The sequence below is a fragment of the Saccharopolyspora indica genome (assembly GCF_027853965.1).
In the GTDB taxonomy this organism is placed as follows: Bacteria; Actinomycetota; Actinomycetes; order Mycobacteriales; family Pseudonocardiaceae; genus Saccharopolyspora; species Saccharopolyspora indica.
Genome location: NZ_JAQGLB010000002.1, coordinates 266,268 through 280,468, shown reverse-complemented (window position 1 = coordinate 280,468; position 14,201 = coordinate 266,268). Strand labels below are relative to the sequence as shown.

Genomic DNA, 14,201 nt, shown 5'->3' with positions numbered 1-14,201 from the left:
CCGACCGCCAGGCCGGTGCCCAGCACCGATGGCGGTCGTGTTGTAGTGGACGGCGTGGTTCACCAATCAGCGACCGGAGTGCCCCGGCCGGTGTTGATCGTGGCGATCACGCTCGGCGCGCTCCTCGCCCTGGCGGTCGCCGGCATCGGCACGTACGGCTGGTACAGCGCTCGGCAGGAGCAGCAAGCGGCGGAAGCGGCCGAGCAGGCCCGCCGCACGGGCCCGTTGGCCCTCGCCCCCATCCCCGCGCCCGAGGCGGAGTCGCCGGAGTGCGCGGCGGTCGTCGGCGCGCTGCCGCGCGAGCTCAAGGTCGGCGACGCGCTGGTCCCGCGCCGCGCGCTGGCGCAGCCCGCACCGCCCGCGACGATCGCGTGGGGCGATGGCGACCACGACCCGATCACGGTGCGCTGCGGCATCGACGCGCCCGCCGAGCTGACGCCCACCGCGCAGCTGGTCGACGTCTCCGGCGTGAGCTGGCTGGAGATCAACCAGGGCGGCGACACCTCGTACCTGGCGGTCGACCGCCCGGTCTACGTCGCGCTGAGCGTCCCCGGCGGCACCGGGACCGGTCCGCTGCAGGACCTCTCGGCGATCCTCGGCGAGAAGCTGCCGAAGCAACCCGTCTTCCCCTGACGCAGCGGCCCGGCGATCCACTAGCTTCGGGGCGCATGAGCGTCACCCTGCTCCACGTGAGCGATCCGCACCTGACCGACGACCCCGCCGCTGCCGAACGGCTGCGGCGGGTGCTCGACCTGTCCGCGGCGCGCCGCCCCGACGCCGTCGTGGCCACCGGCGACATCAGCGATCACGGCGAGCCCGCCGAGTACCGGGCCTTCGCCGAGGTGATGCGCGACCAGCCGCCGTGGATCGCCATCCCGGGCAACCACGACGACCCGGCGACGCTGCGCGCCGAGCTGCGGCAGGACCGCTGCCCGGTCGTCGAAGCGGGACAGGTCCGGGTGATCGGGCTGGACGTCGTGGTGCCCGGCGAGGACCACGGCTTCCTGCGCAAGGACACCGCGCGAACCGCCGAAGCCGCGGCTCAGGGAGCGGACCAGGTGGTGCTCGCGGTGCACCAGCCGCCGGTCCTGATCGGGCACTCCTACGTCGACGCGATTCCGCTGACCAACCCCGAAGCGCTGGCCGGGCTGATCGAGCGGATCCCGCGCGTGGTGGCCGTGCTGTCCGGGCACGTGCACACGCCGCTGGTGTCCTCGCTGGCCGGTGTGCCGGTGCTCGGAGCTCCGGGCGTCGCCTCCGAACTGGGCGTCGCCCCGAACCGCCGCCCGCTCATGTCCAGCGACAGCCCGCCCGGCATGGCCCTGCACCGCATCGACGACGACGGCGCCGTCACCACGACGTTCCACCACGCCGCGTGACGCGCAACGGCCCCGGTCTCCGCGGTGGAGAGCCGGGGCCGTCCGGGGCTCAGCGCAGGCCGGTGCCGCGGGTGATCGCCGTCTCGATGAGGGTGGTCAGCAGGGTCGGGTAGTCCACGCCGCTGTGCGCCCACATCCGCGGGTACAGCGAGATCGACGTGAAGCCCGGCATGGTGTTGACCTCGTTGACGATCAGCTCGCCGTCCTCGGACAGGAAGAAGTCGACCCGGGCCAGGCCCTGGCACTCCAGCGCGCGGAAGGCGCGCACCGCGTCCGAGCGCAGCTGCTCGATCGCGTCGTCGCCGATCTTGGCCGGGATGTCGAACTCGGTGACGTCGTCGAGGTACTTGGACTCGTAGTCGTACCAGTCGGTTTCGCCGGTCACGCGCAGTTCGGCGGGCTGCGAGGCCTCGATGCGGCCGTCCGGGAACTCCAGCACGCCGCACTCGATCTCGCGGCCGACCACCGCGGCCTCGATGATCACCTTGGGGTCGGTGCGCCGCGCTTCGGCGATCGCGGCGTCCAGATCGGCCCAGTCGGTGACCTTGCTGATGCCCAGCGACGACCCGGCGCGCGCGGGCTTGACGAACACCGGCAGCCCGAGCCGCTCCCGCCGCGCGTCGTCCAGTGTGGACTGGTCGCGGCGCAGCACCTCGTAGCGGCCGACCGCCAGGCCCTCCGCGGCCAGCAGCTTCTTGGTGTACTCCTTGTCCATCGACACCGCGCTGGACAGCACACCCGGCCCGACGTAGGGCACGTCGGCCATCTCCAGCAGGCCCTGGATGGTGCCGTCCTCGCCGAACGCGCCGTGCAGCACCGGGAACACCACGTCGACCGCCGCGAGCACCTCGCCGCCCCGCTCCGGCTCCAGCAGCACCAGGTCGCGCTTGGTGGGGTCGCCGGGCAGCGCGATGGCGGTGCCCGCCTCGACCGCGGGCTCCTGGCGGTCCCGGATCGCCAGCTGCTCCGGGTCGTCGGTGCCCAGCACCCAGGCGCCCTCGCGGGTGATGCCGACCGGCACGATCTCGAAGCGGTCCGGGTCCAGGTGCGCGAGCACGCTGCCTGCGGACACGCAGGAAATGCCGTGTTCGGTGCTGCGGCCGCCGAAGACGACCGCCACCCGGGTCTTGCGCTGTGTCATGCGCCGGACCCTACCTGCCCAGCCATGATGTCGTTTCACAACCTGCGCCCGCCCGGATCACCCGAACGACCCTCCGCGACCACCCCGATGCGCTCCGCACGCACCTCCTCCCCGGCGTGTCGGACGCCGGACACGCCGGGGCGTGTCGTCGGCTCCGTCGTCGGCGCGGGGGACCTCCGCGATTTCAATGGAAATCGGACGTCTGATTTCCATTGAAATCGCGTCACGCCCGTCGCCAGGACGCGCGAAGGGCTCAGGGACGGCAGAGCGCGGCGACGATCGGCAGTGCTCTCACCAGGTCGTCCCTGGAGCACGCGGCGTATCCGAGGGCGAGGCCGAACCACTGCTGCGGGCCGCAGTGGTGCCGCCGCAGGCCGTCGAGGACCAGCCCGTGCTCCGCCCCCGCCGCGACCACCCGCTGCTCGGCCTCCGCGTCCGGCAGCGGAAGCACCACGTGCGCGCCCGCGCGGTCGCCGAACACCTCCACGCCCTCGGCGGTCAGGCCCTCCACCACCAGCGCCCGGCGCTGGGAGAGCTCACGCCGCAAACGGCGCAGGTGCCTGCCGAGGTCTCCGTTGCGGGCGAACTCCGCCAGCACGCGCTGGCCCGCGGGCGCCGGGCTCGTGCCGGTGAGCTCGCGGCGCTCCACCACCGCCGCGGCGACCCGGTCCGGGGCGAGCATCCAGCCCACGCCCAGCGTCGGCGAGATGATCTTGCTCGTGGTGCCCAGGTGGACCACGACGTCCGGCGCCATCGACGCGAGCACCGGAAGCGGCGCGACGTCGTAGCGGAGCTCCCCGTCGTAGTCGTCCTCGACGATCAGCCACCCCTCGGCGCGCGCACGCTCCACGAGCGCGATCCGGCGCTCCGCGGGCAACCGGCCGCCGATCGGGAACTGGTGCGCCGGGGAGCAGTAGACCCCGCGCACGCCTTCCGGGATGGCGTCGACCACGATCCCGGCGTGGTCCACCCGGGCCGGGACGACCCGCACCCCGATCGACTTCAACGCGCCGACCGCGCGCTGGTAACCGGGTTCCTCCACCGCGATGGCGTCGCCCGGCTCCAGCACCGCGGACGCCAGCTCGATGACCGCGGCGGTGGTGCCCCCGGTGGCCAGGACGTTGTCGGCGGTCAGCCCGCCCAGCACGAGCCCGCGGTGCCGCAGCAGGTGCTCGACGACGGCCTCCCGGTAGGCGGGCACGCCCGCTCGATGCCGCTTCAAGTCCGGAGCCACGTCGGCCGCCGCGCGCCACGCCCGCCGCCACGCCGCCCGGTCGATGCCCTCGGCCCAGGGCACACCGGCGGTCAGCACCACGCTCGGCCCCGGAGCTTCGCCCGCGACCCGGGCCCCGCCGTCCGGCCCCGGCACCAGCGCACCGGGCGGGCTCGTCGTGACGTAGGTCCCCGAGCCGCGCCTGCCCGCGATCCACCCCTCGGCGTGCAGCTGCTCGTAGGCGGCGGCCGTGACGGTGCGGCTGACCACCAGGTGCCGGGCGAGCGCGCGGGTCGACGGCAGCCGGTCGCCGCCGCGCAGCTGGCCGATGGTCGCCGCGTGCCGGAGCGCGTCCGCGAGCTGGACGGCGAGCGGTCGCGGGTCGTCGCGGCGGAGATCGATGGCGAGCTCCAGCAGCGGCGAGCTCGCGGGCACGGCATGTGGCATTTGGAAATTCTCCCGGATTGGCACTTCTATCATGCCACTTGCCGGATGACCCTGATGTCCGTGACCTCACAGCTCTCCCCCACCGAACGGTCCACGATCCGCCGCAGCAGCAAGCGCGCCCGCACCGAGCGGGACGAGCTGCACGCGGTGCTCGACGCCGGTCTGATCTGCCACCTCGGCGTGGTGGTCGACGGCGCGCCCCGCGTCCTGCCCACCGGCTACGGCCGCAGCGGCGACACGCTCTACCTGCACGGCTCCACGGGAGCGCGGAGCCTGCGGGAGGCGGCCGAGGAGACGGAGATCTGCGTGGCGGTGACCCACCTCGACGGCATCGTCTACGCGCGCTCGGCGTTCCACTTCTCCGTGAACTACCGGTCCGCGGTGATCCACGGCCGCCCGCGCCAGATCACCGACCCCGACGAGAAGTGGCGGGCGCTGCAGGTGATCACCGACCACCTGGCCCCGGGCTCCTGGGAGCACGCGCGGCAGCCGAACAAGCGGGAGCTGGCCGCGACCGCCGTCATCGCGCTCGACCTGACCGAAGCCGCGGTGAAGATGCGCGGCGAAGGCCCCAACGACGAACCCGAGGACGTCGAGGCGGACAAGGCGTGGGCCGGAGTCCTGCCGCTGGAAACGAGGTGGGGCGCGCCGGAACCGTCCGACGACCTGGCGCCGGCGTTCGAGATCCCGGCGCACGTGCTGGAGCGGAGGTACCCGGCGTGACCGTGCACGAGCTCGACGACTTCACCCCGGCCTACCCGGTCCTGCGCGAACTTCGCCCGGACATCGGCTCGCTGGAGGACTTCCTGGCCCAGGCCGAGCAGCAGCAGGCGCAGGGCTACCGGATGATCGCCGCGTACAGCGGCGACGAGGTGGCCGCGGTCGCCGGATTCCGTGCCGGGCTGTGCTTCGCCTGGGGCCACCACGTCTACGTCGACGACCTGGTCACCGCGTCGAGCGCGCGGCGGCAGGGGCACGCGGCCGCGCTGCTGGCGTGGATCGACGAGGAAGCGCGGCGGATCGGTGCCGACCAGGTGCACCTCGATTCCGGCACGCACCGGCACGAGGCGCACCGCCGCTACCTGACGTCCGGCTTCGACATCTCGTCGTTCCACTTCACCAAGGCCCGGTGAGTCCGCTGTAGACGGTCCTCAGGCGGAGCGGGTGCCCACCGGGCGCAGGCCGGTGAACGGGTCGTGGGTGTAGGTCGTCATCGACGACCGGACCGGGCGGTAGACGTGGATGCTCACCGCCGGGTCCGGCCCGGCGTTGGTCACCTGGTGCACGTAGTCGGGGCCGAACACGCGGGACTGCCCGGCGGTCAGCTGGTGCAGCACCTCGGTGGACCCGCCGCGCACGACGCGCTCGGTGAGGTCGCCCGCGACGATGGTGAAGGCACCGGTGGCGCCACCGTGGTCGTGCAGCTCGGTGCGCTGGCCGGGCAGCCAGCTCAGCAGCCACGCCTCGTAGTGCTCGGTGCGGGCCAGCAGGCCGAACCAGCGCTGATCGGGGTCGTAGCGCAGCAGGTGGGTCCAGGAACCGCGGTCGGCGGCGAGCTCCCGGGCGATGCGCACCGGGTGCGCGGTGGTCAGGTCGGCAGCGACGGCCAGGGTATTCGGCGGAACGGCGAACACGGGTGCGAGTCCTTCGGGATCGAGGTTTTCCGGGCATGCGGATGCCCGGTGTTTACCGGGGATCGATCAACACGAAGAACACAGCGCGCTGGCAACGCGGTGGAGGTCGATGTGACCCCGCCGACCGGTCATGGCGCGCAACAACATGCCGAGAACTCAACCAGTCCGGCCGAGGTCACGTCAACTCACCCCGGCGAGATCTCACACCACGGAGTGTGCCCCACCCCACACCCCCGCCGCCGCCACCCAGGTGGCGGTCAATTTCGCGAGAAATTGACCAACCCCCGGGCAGGGCCCGGCAAGGTCCAGCAGGGGTGAGGTGTCAGCTCTGTCCAGAACTGACACCGCGGACGCCCGGTCAGCTACCGGCAGAACCACCGCACAACCCCACCCAGGACGACATCGCCGAACTCAGTCCCGCGCCCCACCCAACCGCACCTCAGGGGACCGTGACGCAACCCAGCCACAAGAAGCCCCGACAACGCAAGATCACCCCGAAACGTCACCACCACTGTGAATCGCGGAGAGGCGGTTCAGGCGAGGGCTTGGAGGACGTCGGCGACGAGGTCCGCCGGGTCCTCGCAGCCCGCGGAGAAGCGGACGAAGCCCTCCGGCACCGGGTCGCCCCACTGCGCGCGACGGTCGACGGTGCTGTGCAGGCCGCCGAAGCTGGTCGCCGCCACCACCAGCCGACTGCGCCGGACGAACTCGTCCACCGCCGCCGCGCCGGGCAGCTCGAACCGGAACACCCCGCCCCAGCGGCGCATCTGCCGCCGGGCGAGCTCGTGCGACGGGTCGCCGGGCGAACCCGGCCAGCGCAGCCCCGTGATCGCGGGGTGCTCCCGCAGCGCGGCGACGAGCGCGGCGGCGTTCTCGGCCTGCCGCGCCAGGCGCAGGTCGAGCGTGCCCATGCTGCGGTGCACCAGCCAGGTCTCGAACGGTCCGGGGATGGCGCCGGACAGCGTCCGCGCGCGCACCAGCCGCTCGGCCAGCTCCGGGTCGCGCACCGACACGTGCCCCATCAGCAGGTCGCTGTGCCCGGCCAGCGCCTTGGTGTCGCTGGCGATGACGATGTCCGCGCCCAGTTCCAGCGGGCGCTGCCCCAGCGGCGTCGCCGTGGTGTTGTCCACCGCCAGCAGCGCGCCCGCGCGGTGCGCGCGCTCGGCGAGCTCGGCGATGTCGCACACGTCCAGCCCCGGGTTGGACGGGGTTTCCAGCAGCACCAGGCGGACTCCGGCGAAGACGTCGTCGGTCCACGGGCCGGGCGTGCCGATCTCCCGGACGTCCAGCTCCAGCTCGGTGAGCTCGTCGCGCACGAAGTTCCGCGTCGCGTAGTAGCCGTCGCTGGGCACGACCAGCGCGTCACCGCGGCGCAGGACCGCGCGCAGCACGGTGCTGATCGCGGCCATGCCCGAGGGCAGCAGCAGGCAGTGCCCGCCGTCCAGGTCGCCGATCGCCGCTTCCAGCGCCCGCCAGGTGGGATTGCCCGCCCGGCCGTAGAAGTCCCCGCCCTGGAAGTCCTCGCCGAGGTGGAACGGCGCGGCGAACACCGGCCCCGGCAGCATCGGCGTTCCGCCGACCGGTTCCGGGTGCCCGCCCCGCACGCACCGCGTGCCGTCGCCGAATTCCGACATGCTCACCACTCACCTAGTCGATTCGCCGTTTTCCATCGCCACGCCCGCCATCGGACCTGTTCATCTTCGCCGGTGACCGCAGTCGCGGCGAGCCACCTGCGGCGGCGAGAACGAGCCTGGAAGTTCTCGTTCACTCCGGTTTGCGCTCGCGGCCGAGGAGTTCCGCTGCCGCCGGGCCCGGTTGGAGGCCTTCGTGGCAGACGCGGTGCACCACGTCCGTGATCGGCATCTCCACGCCGTGCCGGGCCGCGAGCTGGCGGATCGACGAGCACGACTTCACGCCCTCGGAGACCTGGCCGTGCGCGGCCTCCTGGGCCTGCGCCAGGGTCTCGCCGCGCCCGAGCCGTTCGCCGAAGGTCCGGTTGCGCGACAGCGGCGACATGCAGGTGGCCACCAGATCGCCCAGCCCGGCCAGCCCGGCGAAGGTCATCGGGTCGGCGCCGAGCGCGACGCCCAGCCGCGTGGTCTCGGCCAGGCCGCGGGTGATCAGCGAGGACATCGTGTTGTGCCCGAAGCCGAGGCCGACCGCCATCCCGCAGGCCAGCGCGATCACGTTCTTGCACGCACCGGCGATCTCGATGCCGATCAGATCGGTGTTGGTGTACGGCCGGAAGTACGGCGTGGAGCAGGCGTGCTGCAGGGCGATCGCGCGGTCGTGGTCGGCGCAGGCCACCACGGTCGCGGTCGGCTGCTCGGCGGCGATCTCCTTGGCCAGGTTCGGCCCGGACACCACCGCGACCTGCTCCATCGGCACGTCCGCGACCTCGCCGATGACCTCGCTCATCCGCTTCAGGGTGCTCAGCTCGACGCCCTTGGCCAGGCTCACCAGCGTCGCGTCCGCGGGCAGCAGCGGCTGCCAGCCGGCGAGGTTCTCGCGCAGCGTCTGGCTCGGCACCGCCAGCACCACCACGTCGGCGTCGTGCACCGCGGCGGCCGCGTCGTCGGTGGCCCGCAACGACTCGGGCAGGCGGACTCCGGGCAGGTATCCGGTGTTGCAGCGGGATTCGTTGATCGCCTCGGCGACCTCCGCGCGGCGCGCCCACAGGACGACGTCGCTGCCCGCATCGGCGAGGACCTTGGCGAAGGTGGTGCCCCAGGAACCCGCGCCGAGCACCGCGATCCGCTCAGGCCGCGCCATCGTCACCCCGCTTCTTGCGCGCGGAGCTGTAGAACTCGGCGGGCGGTTCCTCGCCGCGGATCTCGCCGAGCAGGTCCCGCACCCGGTTCATGGCCAGGTGGGTGACCTCGCGCAGCGCCTGCCCGTCGTGCTCCATGCCGCGGTAGGCCGAGAGGTCCAACGGCTCGCCGAAGACGAACTTCACCGTCTTGCGCGGGAACGGGCGGAAGCGCTTCTCGTAGTGGTCGTAGACGTCCTTGGTGCCCCAGCGGGCCGCCGGGATCACCGGGATGTCGTGGGCCAGCGCCAACCGGGCCACCCCGACCTTCGGCGTCATCGGCCAGCCGTCGGGATCCTTGGTGATGGTGCCGTCCGGGTAGATCACGATCGTCTTGCCGCGCTCCAGCGCCTGGTGCGCGTCCCGCAGGCTCTTCTGCGCGTCGGCGGTGCCGCGGTAGACCGGGATCTGCTCCACGCCGACCAGCACGTTCTTGAGCACCGGGACGTTCCACAGGGTGTGCTTGGCCAGGAAGCGCGGCACCCGCGCGGCGCGGTGCACGGTGACCGCGTCGAACACCGGGTCCAGGTGGGAGACGTGGTTGAGCACCAGCAGCGCCGGTCCGTCGGCCGGGATGTTCTCCAGCCCGCGCACCTCGGTGCGGGCCAGCGCACCGGTCAGCGGGTAGAACACCGCGCGCGCCAGGCCGAGCCAGAACTTGCCCATGCCCCGCGCCTTCTCGCTGCTCTGCCTCCGCTGGCGCCGGAGGCTCTTCGGTTCCGCCACGGCATCTCCTCATCTCTCCTCGCGAGCGCCCGCAAAGTTACCCCGCCCCGGCCCGGGTCCCGGCAACGAGTCGGTTCCGCGGCCGCGTCGGGCGTGCCGGGAAGATGGAGGCGTGACCGCCAACAACGACCGGCCGGACCGCCGGTTCTCGCAGCAGGACTGCCCTGCGGTGCACCTCATCGTCCCGATCAAGCCGCTGCACCTCGCCAAGTCGCGGCTGCTCGGCGAGGGCGCGCGCCACCCGGCGGCGCACGCCGAGCTGGTCATGGCCGTGGCGTTGGACACAGTGGCCGCCGCGCGGCGCGCCGACGGAGTGGCCGGTGTCGTCGTGATCACCTCCGATCCGGCGTTGACCGCCGAGTTCACCGCCGCGGGCGTGGAGGTGCTCGCGGACGTCCCGGCAGCAGGGCTCAACGCGGCGCTGCGGCACGGCGACGCCGCGCTCCGGTCGCGGGTGTCCAGGGTCGGGGCGCTGCAAGCGGATCTGCCCGCGCTCCGGCCGGACGACCTCGCGGCGGCGATCCGCTCGGCCGGGGCGGACCGCTCGTTCTGCCCGGACCACCACGGCACCGGCACCACGCTGCTGCTGGCCGCGCCGGGGCGCCCGCTCGACCCGCGCTTCGGCTCCGGTTCGGCCGGCGCGCACGCCGAATCCGGCGCGAAACCGCTCCTCGGCCCGTGGGACTCGCTGCGCTGCGACGTCGACACCGAAGCCGACCTGCGCACCGCGACCGCCCTCGGTCTCGGCCCGCGCACCAAGGCAGCGATCGCCTAGCGCCCGGCGCAGCACCGATATCGGCTCCGTTCCCCCTGCTCAGTTCCCGTGAGTGTTTTGGGGGGTCATAGCACCACAAAACGCTCACGGGCCATCACCTGCCGAAACAGGCGCTCGGCCTAAGCATCGGTGCCGATCGCCGCCCGGCCGCGCCGGGTGGCGGAAACCACTTCCCGCGGGAATCCGCGGGAGTGGGAACGACGACAACGCGAAACGACCATGAACTCTTTTCACAGACATCGGCTGAACCGGTTCGATGAGCGACAATGGGCGGGTGAGCACCGACAGCACCGGCCGGGCCGAGAAGCCCGCCAAGCGAAGCACCAGTGGCCGGTCCACCCGTCGCGCCCCGCGCCAGGCGCGGAGTGCCGGTGATCCCAGCGCCGCCACCACCCCGGCGGCGCCGCGGCGAAACGGCGGCACGAACACCGAAGGTGCCCGCGTCCCCTCCGCACCACCCGCGGTGACGCGCGCGGCGGCCTCCACCGACCTGCCCGAGGACCGCTACCTCAACCGCGAGCTGTCCTGGCTCGACTTCAACGCCCGGGTGCTGGCCATCGCCGAGGACACGTCGCAGCCGGTGCTGGAGCGCGCGAAGTTCCTCGCGATCTTCGCGTCCAACCTGGACGAGTTCTACATGGTGCGCGTCGCGGGCCTGAAGCGCCGCGAGGAGACCGGGCTGTCGGTGCGCAGCGCCGACGGGCTCAGCCCGCACGAGCAGCTGACCCGCATCGCGGCCCGCAACCAGGACCTGGTGGAGAAGCTGAGCCGGGTCTTCCTCGACGAGCTGCTGCCCGAGCTCGAGGCGCACGGCGTCCGCATCCAGAACTGGTCGGAGCTGGAGACGCCCGACCAGCAGAAGCTCACCCGCTACTTCGAGGACCACATCTTCCCGGTCCTCACGCCGCTCGCGGTCGACCCGGCGCACCCGTTCCCGTACATCTCCGGGCTGTCGCTGAACCTCGCGGTCACCGTCGCCGACCCGGACGCCGGGCTGCGGCGCTTCGCCAGGGTGAAGGTGCCGGACAACGTGCCGCGGCTGATCCGGGTGGAATCCGACCGGGAGACCGAGCGCGCCACCTTCCTGCCGCTGGAAGAGCTCATCGCCGCGCACCTGGACAAGCTCTTCCCCGGCATGCGGGTCGCCGAGCACCACATCTTCCGGGTCACCCGCAACGCCGACCTGGAGGTCGAGGAGGACCGCGACGAGGACCTCCTGCAGGCCATGGAACGGGAACTAGCGCGCCGCCGCTTCGGGCCGCCGGTGCGGCTGGAAGTCACCGACACGATGAGCGAGAACATGCTCGAGCTCCTGCTGCGCGAGCTGGAGGTCGACCAGCACGACGTGGTGGAGGTCAAGGGCCTGCTGGACCTGTCCTGCCTGTTCCAGCTGGACCGGCTGCACCGGCCGGACCTCAAGGAAGCGCCGTTCGTGCCCGCGACGCACCCGGCCTTCGCCGAGGGCCAGACGCCCAAGAGCATCTTCTCCACGCTGCGCGAGGGCGACGTGCTGGTGCACCACCCCTACGACTCGTTCTCCACCTCGGTGCAGCGGTTCATCGAGCAGGCCGCCGCCGACCCGCACGTGCTGGCCATCAAGCAGACGCTGTACCGGACCTCCGGTGACTCGCCGATCGTCAACGCGCTCATCGACGCCGCCGAGGCCGGCAAGCAGGTCGTCGCGCTGGTGGAGCTCAAGGCCCGCTTCGACGAGCAGGCGAACATCCAGTGGGCGCGCACCCTGGAACGCGCCGGGGTGCACGTGGTCTACGGCCTGGTCGGGCTGAAGACGCACTGCAAGACCGCGCTGGTGGTGCGCCAGGAGGGCTCCACCATCCGCCGCTACTGCCACCTGGGCACCGGCAACTACAACCCGAAGACCGCGCGGATCTACGAGGACCTGGGGCTGCTGACCGCTTCCCCGGAGATCGGCGCCGACCTCACCGACCTGTTCAACGTGCTCACCGGCTACGCCCGGCACGGCGAGTACCGCCGGATCCTGGTGTCCCCGCAGGGCATCCGCAACGGCATCGTGGACCGGGTGGACGCCGAGATCGAGCGGTCCCGGCAGGGCCTGCCGTGCGGCATCCGGATGAAGGTGAACTCGCTGGTCGACGAGCAGATCATCGACGCCCTGTACCGGGCTTCGCTGGCCGGTGTGCCGGTCCAGGTCGTGGTGCGCGGCATCTGCTCGCTCAAGGCGGGCGTGGAGGGCCTCAGCGAGAACATCGAGGTGCGCTCCATCCTGGGCCGGTTCCTGGAGCACTCCCGGGTGTTCCACTTCACCGGGATCGACGAGCACTGGTTCGGCAGCGCCGACATGATGCACCGGAACCTGGACCGCCGGATCGAAACCCAGGTCCGGGTCACCGATCCGAAGCTGACCGCCCAGCTGAACGCGATGCTCGACTCCGCGCTGCACCCGTCGACGCGCTGCTGGGTGCTCAACGCCAAGGGCGACTGGGAGGCCTCGCCGCGCAGCGGTGAGCAGGTCCGCGACCACCAGGTGGAGATGTTGCGCATGCACGGGGCGAAGGTCTCGTAGGCAGTTTGACGGACCGAACGCCGAGAGTGCTTTAGGACGATGAGCGTGACCGAGAACCAGCCGGCTACCGAACAGATCGACGGCGAACCGACTGATGCTCCGGGCCGAACCGTGCGCGCCGCCGGTGCGGTGCTGTGGCGCGACGGCACGGGCGGCCCGGAGGTGGCGGTGGTGCACCGCCCCCGCTACGACGACTGGTCGCTGCCGAAGGGCAAGCTCGATCCCGGTGAGCTGCCCGCGCACGCGGCGGCCCGCGAGGTCGCCGAGGAGACCGGGTTCTCCTGCGTGCTCTCCCGCTTCCTCACCCGGATCGGCTACGACGTCCCGGCCCCGGGCGGAACCGCGCCGAAGGTCGTGGACTACTTCGCCGCCCGCGCCGGCGGCGGCTCCTTCGCCCGCAACGACGAAGTGGACGAACTCCGCTGGCTGCCCGTCGCCGAAGCGCGCGAACTGGTCAGCTATCCGCACGACGGGCGGGTGCTGGACGCCTTCGAGCAATTGCCCGCGGAATCGCCGACGGTATTGCTCGTCCGGCACGCCAAAGCGGGCAAGCGATCCGATTGGTCCGGTGACGACGTGCTGCGCCCGCTCACCGAAGCGGGACAGCGGCAGCGCGACGCATTGCATTCACTGCTGCCGCTGTTCGGGCCGGTCCGGGTCTATTCCGCGCCGCGACTGCGCTGCGAGCAAACGGTGGCGCCCATCGCGGCGGACCTGGGAACGCGGATCGGGACCGAGCCGCTGTTCTCCGAGGAGGGCTATCTCGCCGACCCGGACGCGGCCGTGGCGCGGATGCTGCGGGTGGCGGCCGGAACCGGGCCGGCGCTGGTGTGCAGCCAGGGCGGCGTGATCCCGGACCTGGTGACCCGGCTGGCGGATTCCGGCGGGGTGACCGGGCTGGGCGAGGTGGCCAGCCGCAAGGGCAGCGTCTGGACCCTGACGTTCCGCCGCGCGGCGGGCGACAACGGCGCCGCGCCGCTGCGCCTGGCGGCCGCGAACTACCTCCCGGACCCGATCGCCTGAATGCCTGTTGGTGGTTGCGTTGCTCAGGTGGTCGCTTGGCGGAACCTGAGTGCTTCCCCGGACTGCGGGTGCCCCTCCTGATGTATGACCGAATGCACGGCGGAGGGGCCGTGCTCGCCAGGAAAGCACTCAGAACCCGCCGGTGGTTGCTTTGCTGAGGTGGTCAAAGCGGCTGCCGCCGCTTGCACAGGCGCGGACGGCATTCGCCGACAGACTCTCAACGGGGTCCGGGCCGGAAGCGGCGTTCGCCCGGACAACCGCATTGCCGGGCGGGCGCTGCTCGCGCCGCCGGGCACGGTTTCCCGGGGGAAGTTCATCCGTCCGGTTTCGGGGTCGGATGCGTCGGCGTCCGGTTCGCCGACGCCCCGGCTCCGGAATTCAGCGGCTGCGCACCGCTGTTCGGCGCTGATCGCGCCATGTGGGCGTTGCGCGCCGCCCACCGGGTGGCAGGGCGCAGCTGACCGGTTTTCCGGCGGCTACGGCCCGCTCAACCCCGTTTGCACCACGAG

13 protein-coding genes are annotated in these 14,201 nt (G+C 72.3%); 7 read left to right on the top strand and 6 right to left on the bottom strand.

Features of this window, described 5'->3' with window-relative positions; translation table 11 throughout:
• The first annotated feature begins 90 nt into the window (after nt 1-90).
• Both OU416_RS05175 and OU416_RS05170 read left to right on the top strand, forming a co-directional pair.
• Nucleotides 91-633, top strand: a complete 543-nt coding sequence (locus tag OU416_RS05175) for a DUF3515 domain-containing protein (protein WP_270925657.1) — start codon at nt 91-93, stop codon at nt 631-633.
• 35 nt (nt 634-668) lie between these two features.
• Nucleotides 669-1,379 carry a metallophosphoesterase family protein gene (locus tag OU416_RS05170; RefSeq protein ID WP_270925656.1) on the top strand — a complete coding sequence of 237 codons (711 nt, stop codon included), beginning with the start codon at nt 669-671 and terminating at the stop codon, nt 1,377-1,379.
• Nucleotides 1,380-1,428: 49 nt separating this feature from the next.
• On the opposite strand, the gene OU416_RS05165 is transcribed toward OU416_RS05170, so the two are convergent.
• Both OU416_RS05165 and OU416_RS05160 read right to left on the bottom strand, forming a co-directional pair.
• Entirely contained in the window at nt 1,429-2,520 is a 1,092-nt protein-coding gene (locus OU416_RS05165; protein WP_270925655.1) for a D-alanine--D-alanine ligase family protein, read from the bottom strand.
• Between the two features lie 253 nt (nt 2,521-2,773).
• On the bottom strand, nt 2,774-4,180 hold the full coding sequence (locus OU416_RS05160) for an aminotransferase-like domain-containing protein (RefSeq protein ID WP_270925654.1): 1,407 nt from the start codon (nt 4,178-4,180) through the stop codon (nt 2,774-2,776).
• A gap of 45 nt (nt 4,181-4,225) precedes the next feature.
• Between OU416_RS05160 and OU416_RS05155 the strand changes: the two genes are divergently transcribed.
• Nucleotides 4,226-4,903 (top strand): pyridoxamine 5'-phosphate oxidase family protein, encoded by a 678-nt coding sequence (locus tag OU416_RS05155; protein ID WP_372907144.1) that lies wholly within the window; start codon nt 4,226-4,228, stop codon nt 4,901-4,903.
• A complete protein-coding gene (locus tag OU416_RS05150) occupies nt 4,900-5,313 on the top strand; it encodes a GNAT family N-acetyltransferase (RefSeq protein WP_270925652.1) in 414 nt (137 codons plus the stop codon). Before OU416_RS05155 ends, OU416_RS05150 begins: the two co-directional genes overlap by 4 nt.
• An 18-nt stretch (nt 5,314-5,331) precedes the next feature.
• Here the strand turns inward: OU416_RS05150 and OU416_RS05145 are convergent, their stop codons facing one another.
• From OU416_RS05145 to OU416_RS05130, 4 genes are all read right to left on the bottom strand, one after another.
• Entirely contained in the window at nt 5,332-5,814 is a 483-nt protein-coding gene (locus OU416_RS05145) for a cysteine dioxygenase (protein ID WP_270925651.1), read from the bottom strand.
• A gap of 533 nt (nt 5,815-6,347) precedes the next feature.
• Nucleotides 6,348-7,448 (bottom strand): cystathionine gamma-lyase, encoded by a 1,101-nt coding sequence (locus tag OU416_RS05140; protein WP_270925650.1) that lies wholly within the window; start codon nt 7,446-7,448, stop codon nt 6,348-6,350.
• Nucleotides 7,449-7,578: 130 nt separating this feature from the next.
• Nucleotides 7,579-8,586 (bottom strand): NAD(P)H-dependent glycerol-3-phosphate dehydrogenase, encoded by a 1,008-nt coding sequence (locus tag OU416_RS05135; RefSeq protein WP_270925649.1) that lies wholly within the window; start codon nt 8,584-8,586, stop codon nt 7,579-7,581.
• Nucleotides 8,573-9,349, bottom strand: coding sequence for a lysophospholipid acyltransferase family protein (locus OU416_RS05130; RefSeq protein WP_270925648.1), 777 nt, complete (start codon nt 9,347-9,349; stop codon nt 8,573-8,575). The genes OU416_RS05135 and OU416_RS05130 overlap by 14 nt, the downstream gene beginning before the upstream one ends.
• A 112-nt stretch (nt 9,350-9,461) precedes the next feature.
• Here OU416_RS05130 and cofC point away from each other — a divergent pair, with 112 nt between their 5' ends.
• From cofC to OU416_RS05115, 3 genes are all read left to right on the top strand, one after another.
• Nucleotides 9,462-10,124, top strand: a complete 663-nt coding sequence (gene cofC / locus OU416_RS05125) for a 2-phospho-L-lactate guanylyltransferase (RefSeq protein ID WP_270925647.1) — start codon at nt 9,462-9,464, stop codon at nt 10,122-10,124.
• Nucleotides 10,125-10,380: 256 nt separating this feature from the next.
• Nucleotides 10,381-12,669: an RNA degradosome polyphosphate kinase gene (locus OU416_RS05120; RefSeq protein WP_270925646.1), complete on the top strand. Its 2,289-nt coding sequence runs from the start codon at nt 10,381-10,383 to the stop codon at nt 12,667-12,669.
• A gap of 39 nt (nt 12,670-12,708) precedes the next feature.
• Entirely contained in the window at nt 12,709-13,692 is a 984-nt protein-coding gene (locus OU416_RS05115; RefSeq protein ID WP_270925645.1) for an NUDIX hydrolase, read from the top strand.
• Nucleotides 13,693-14,201 lie beyond the last annotated feature (509 nt).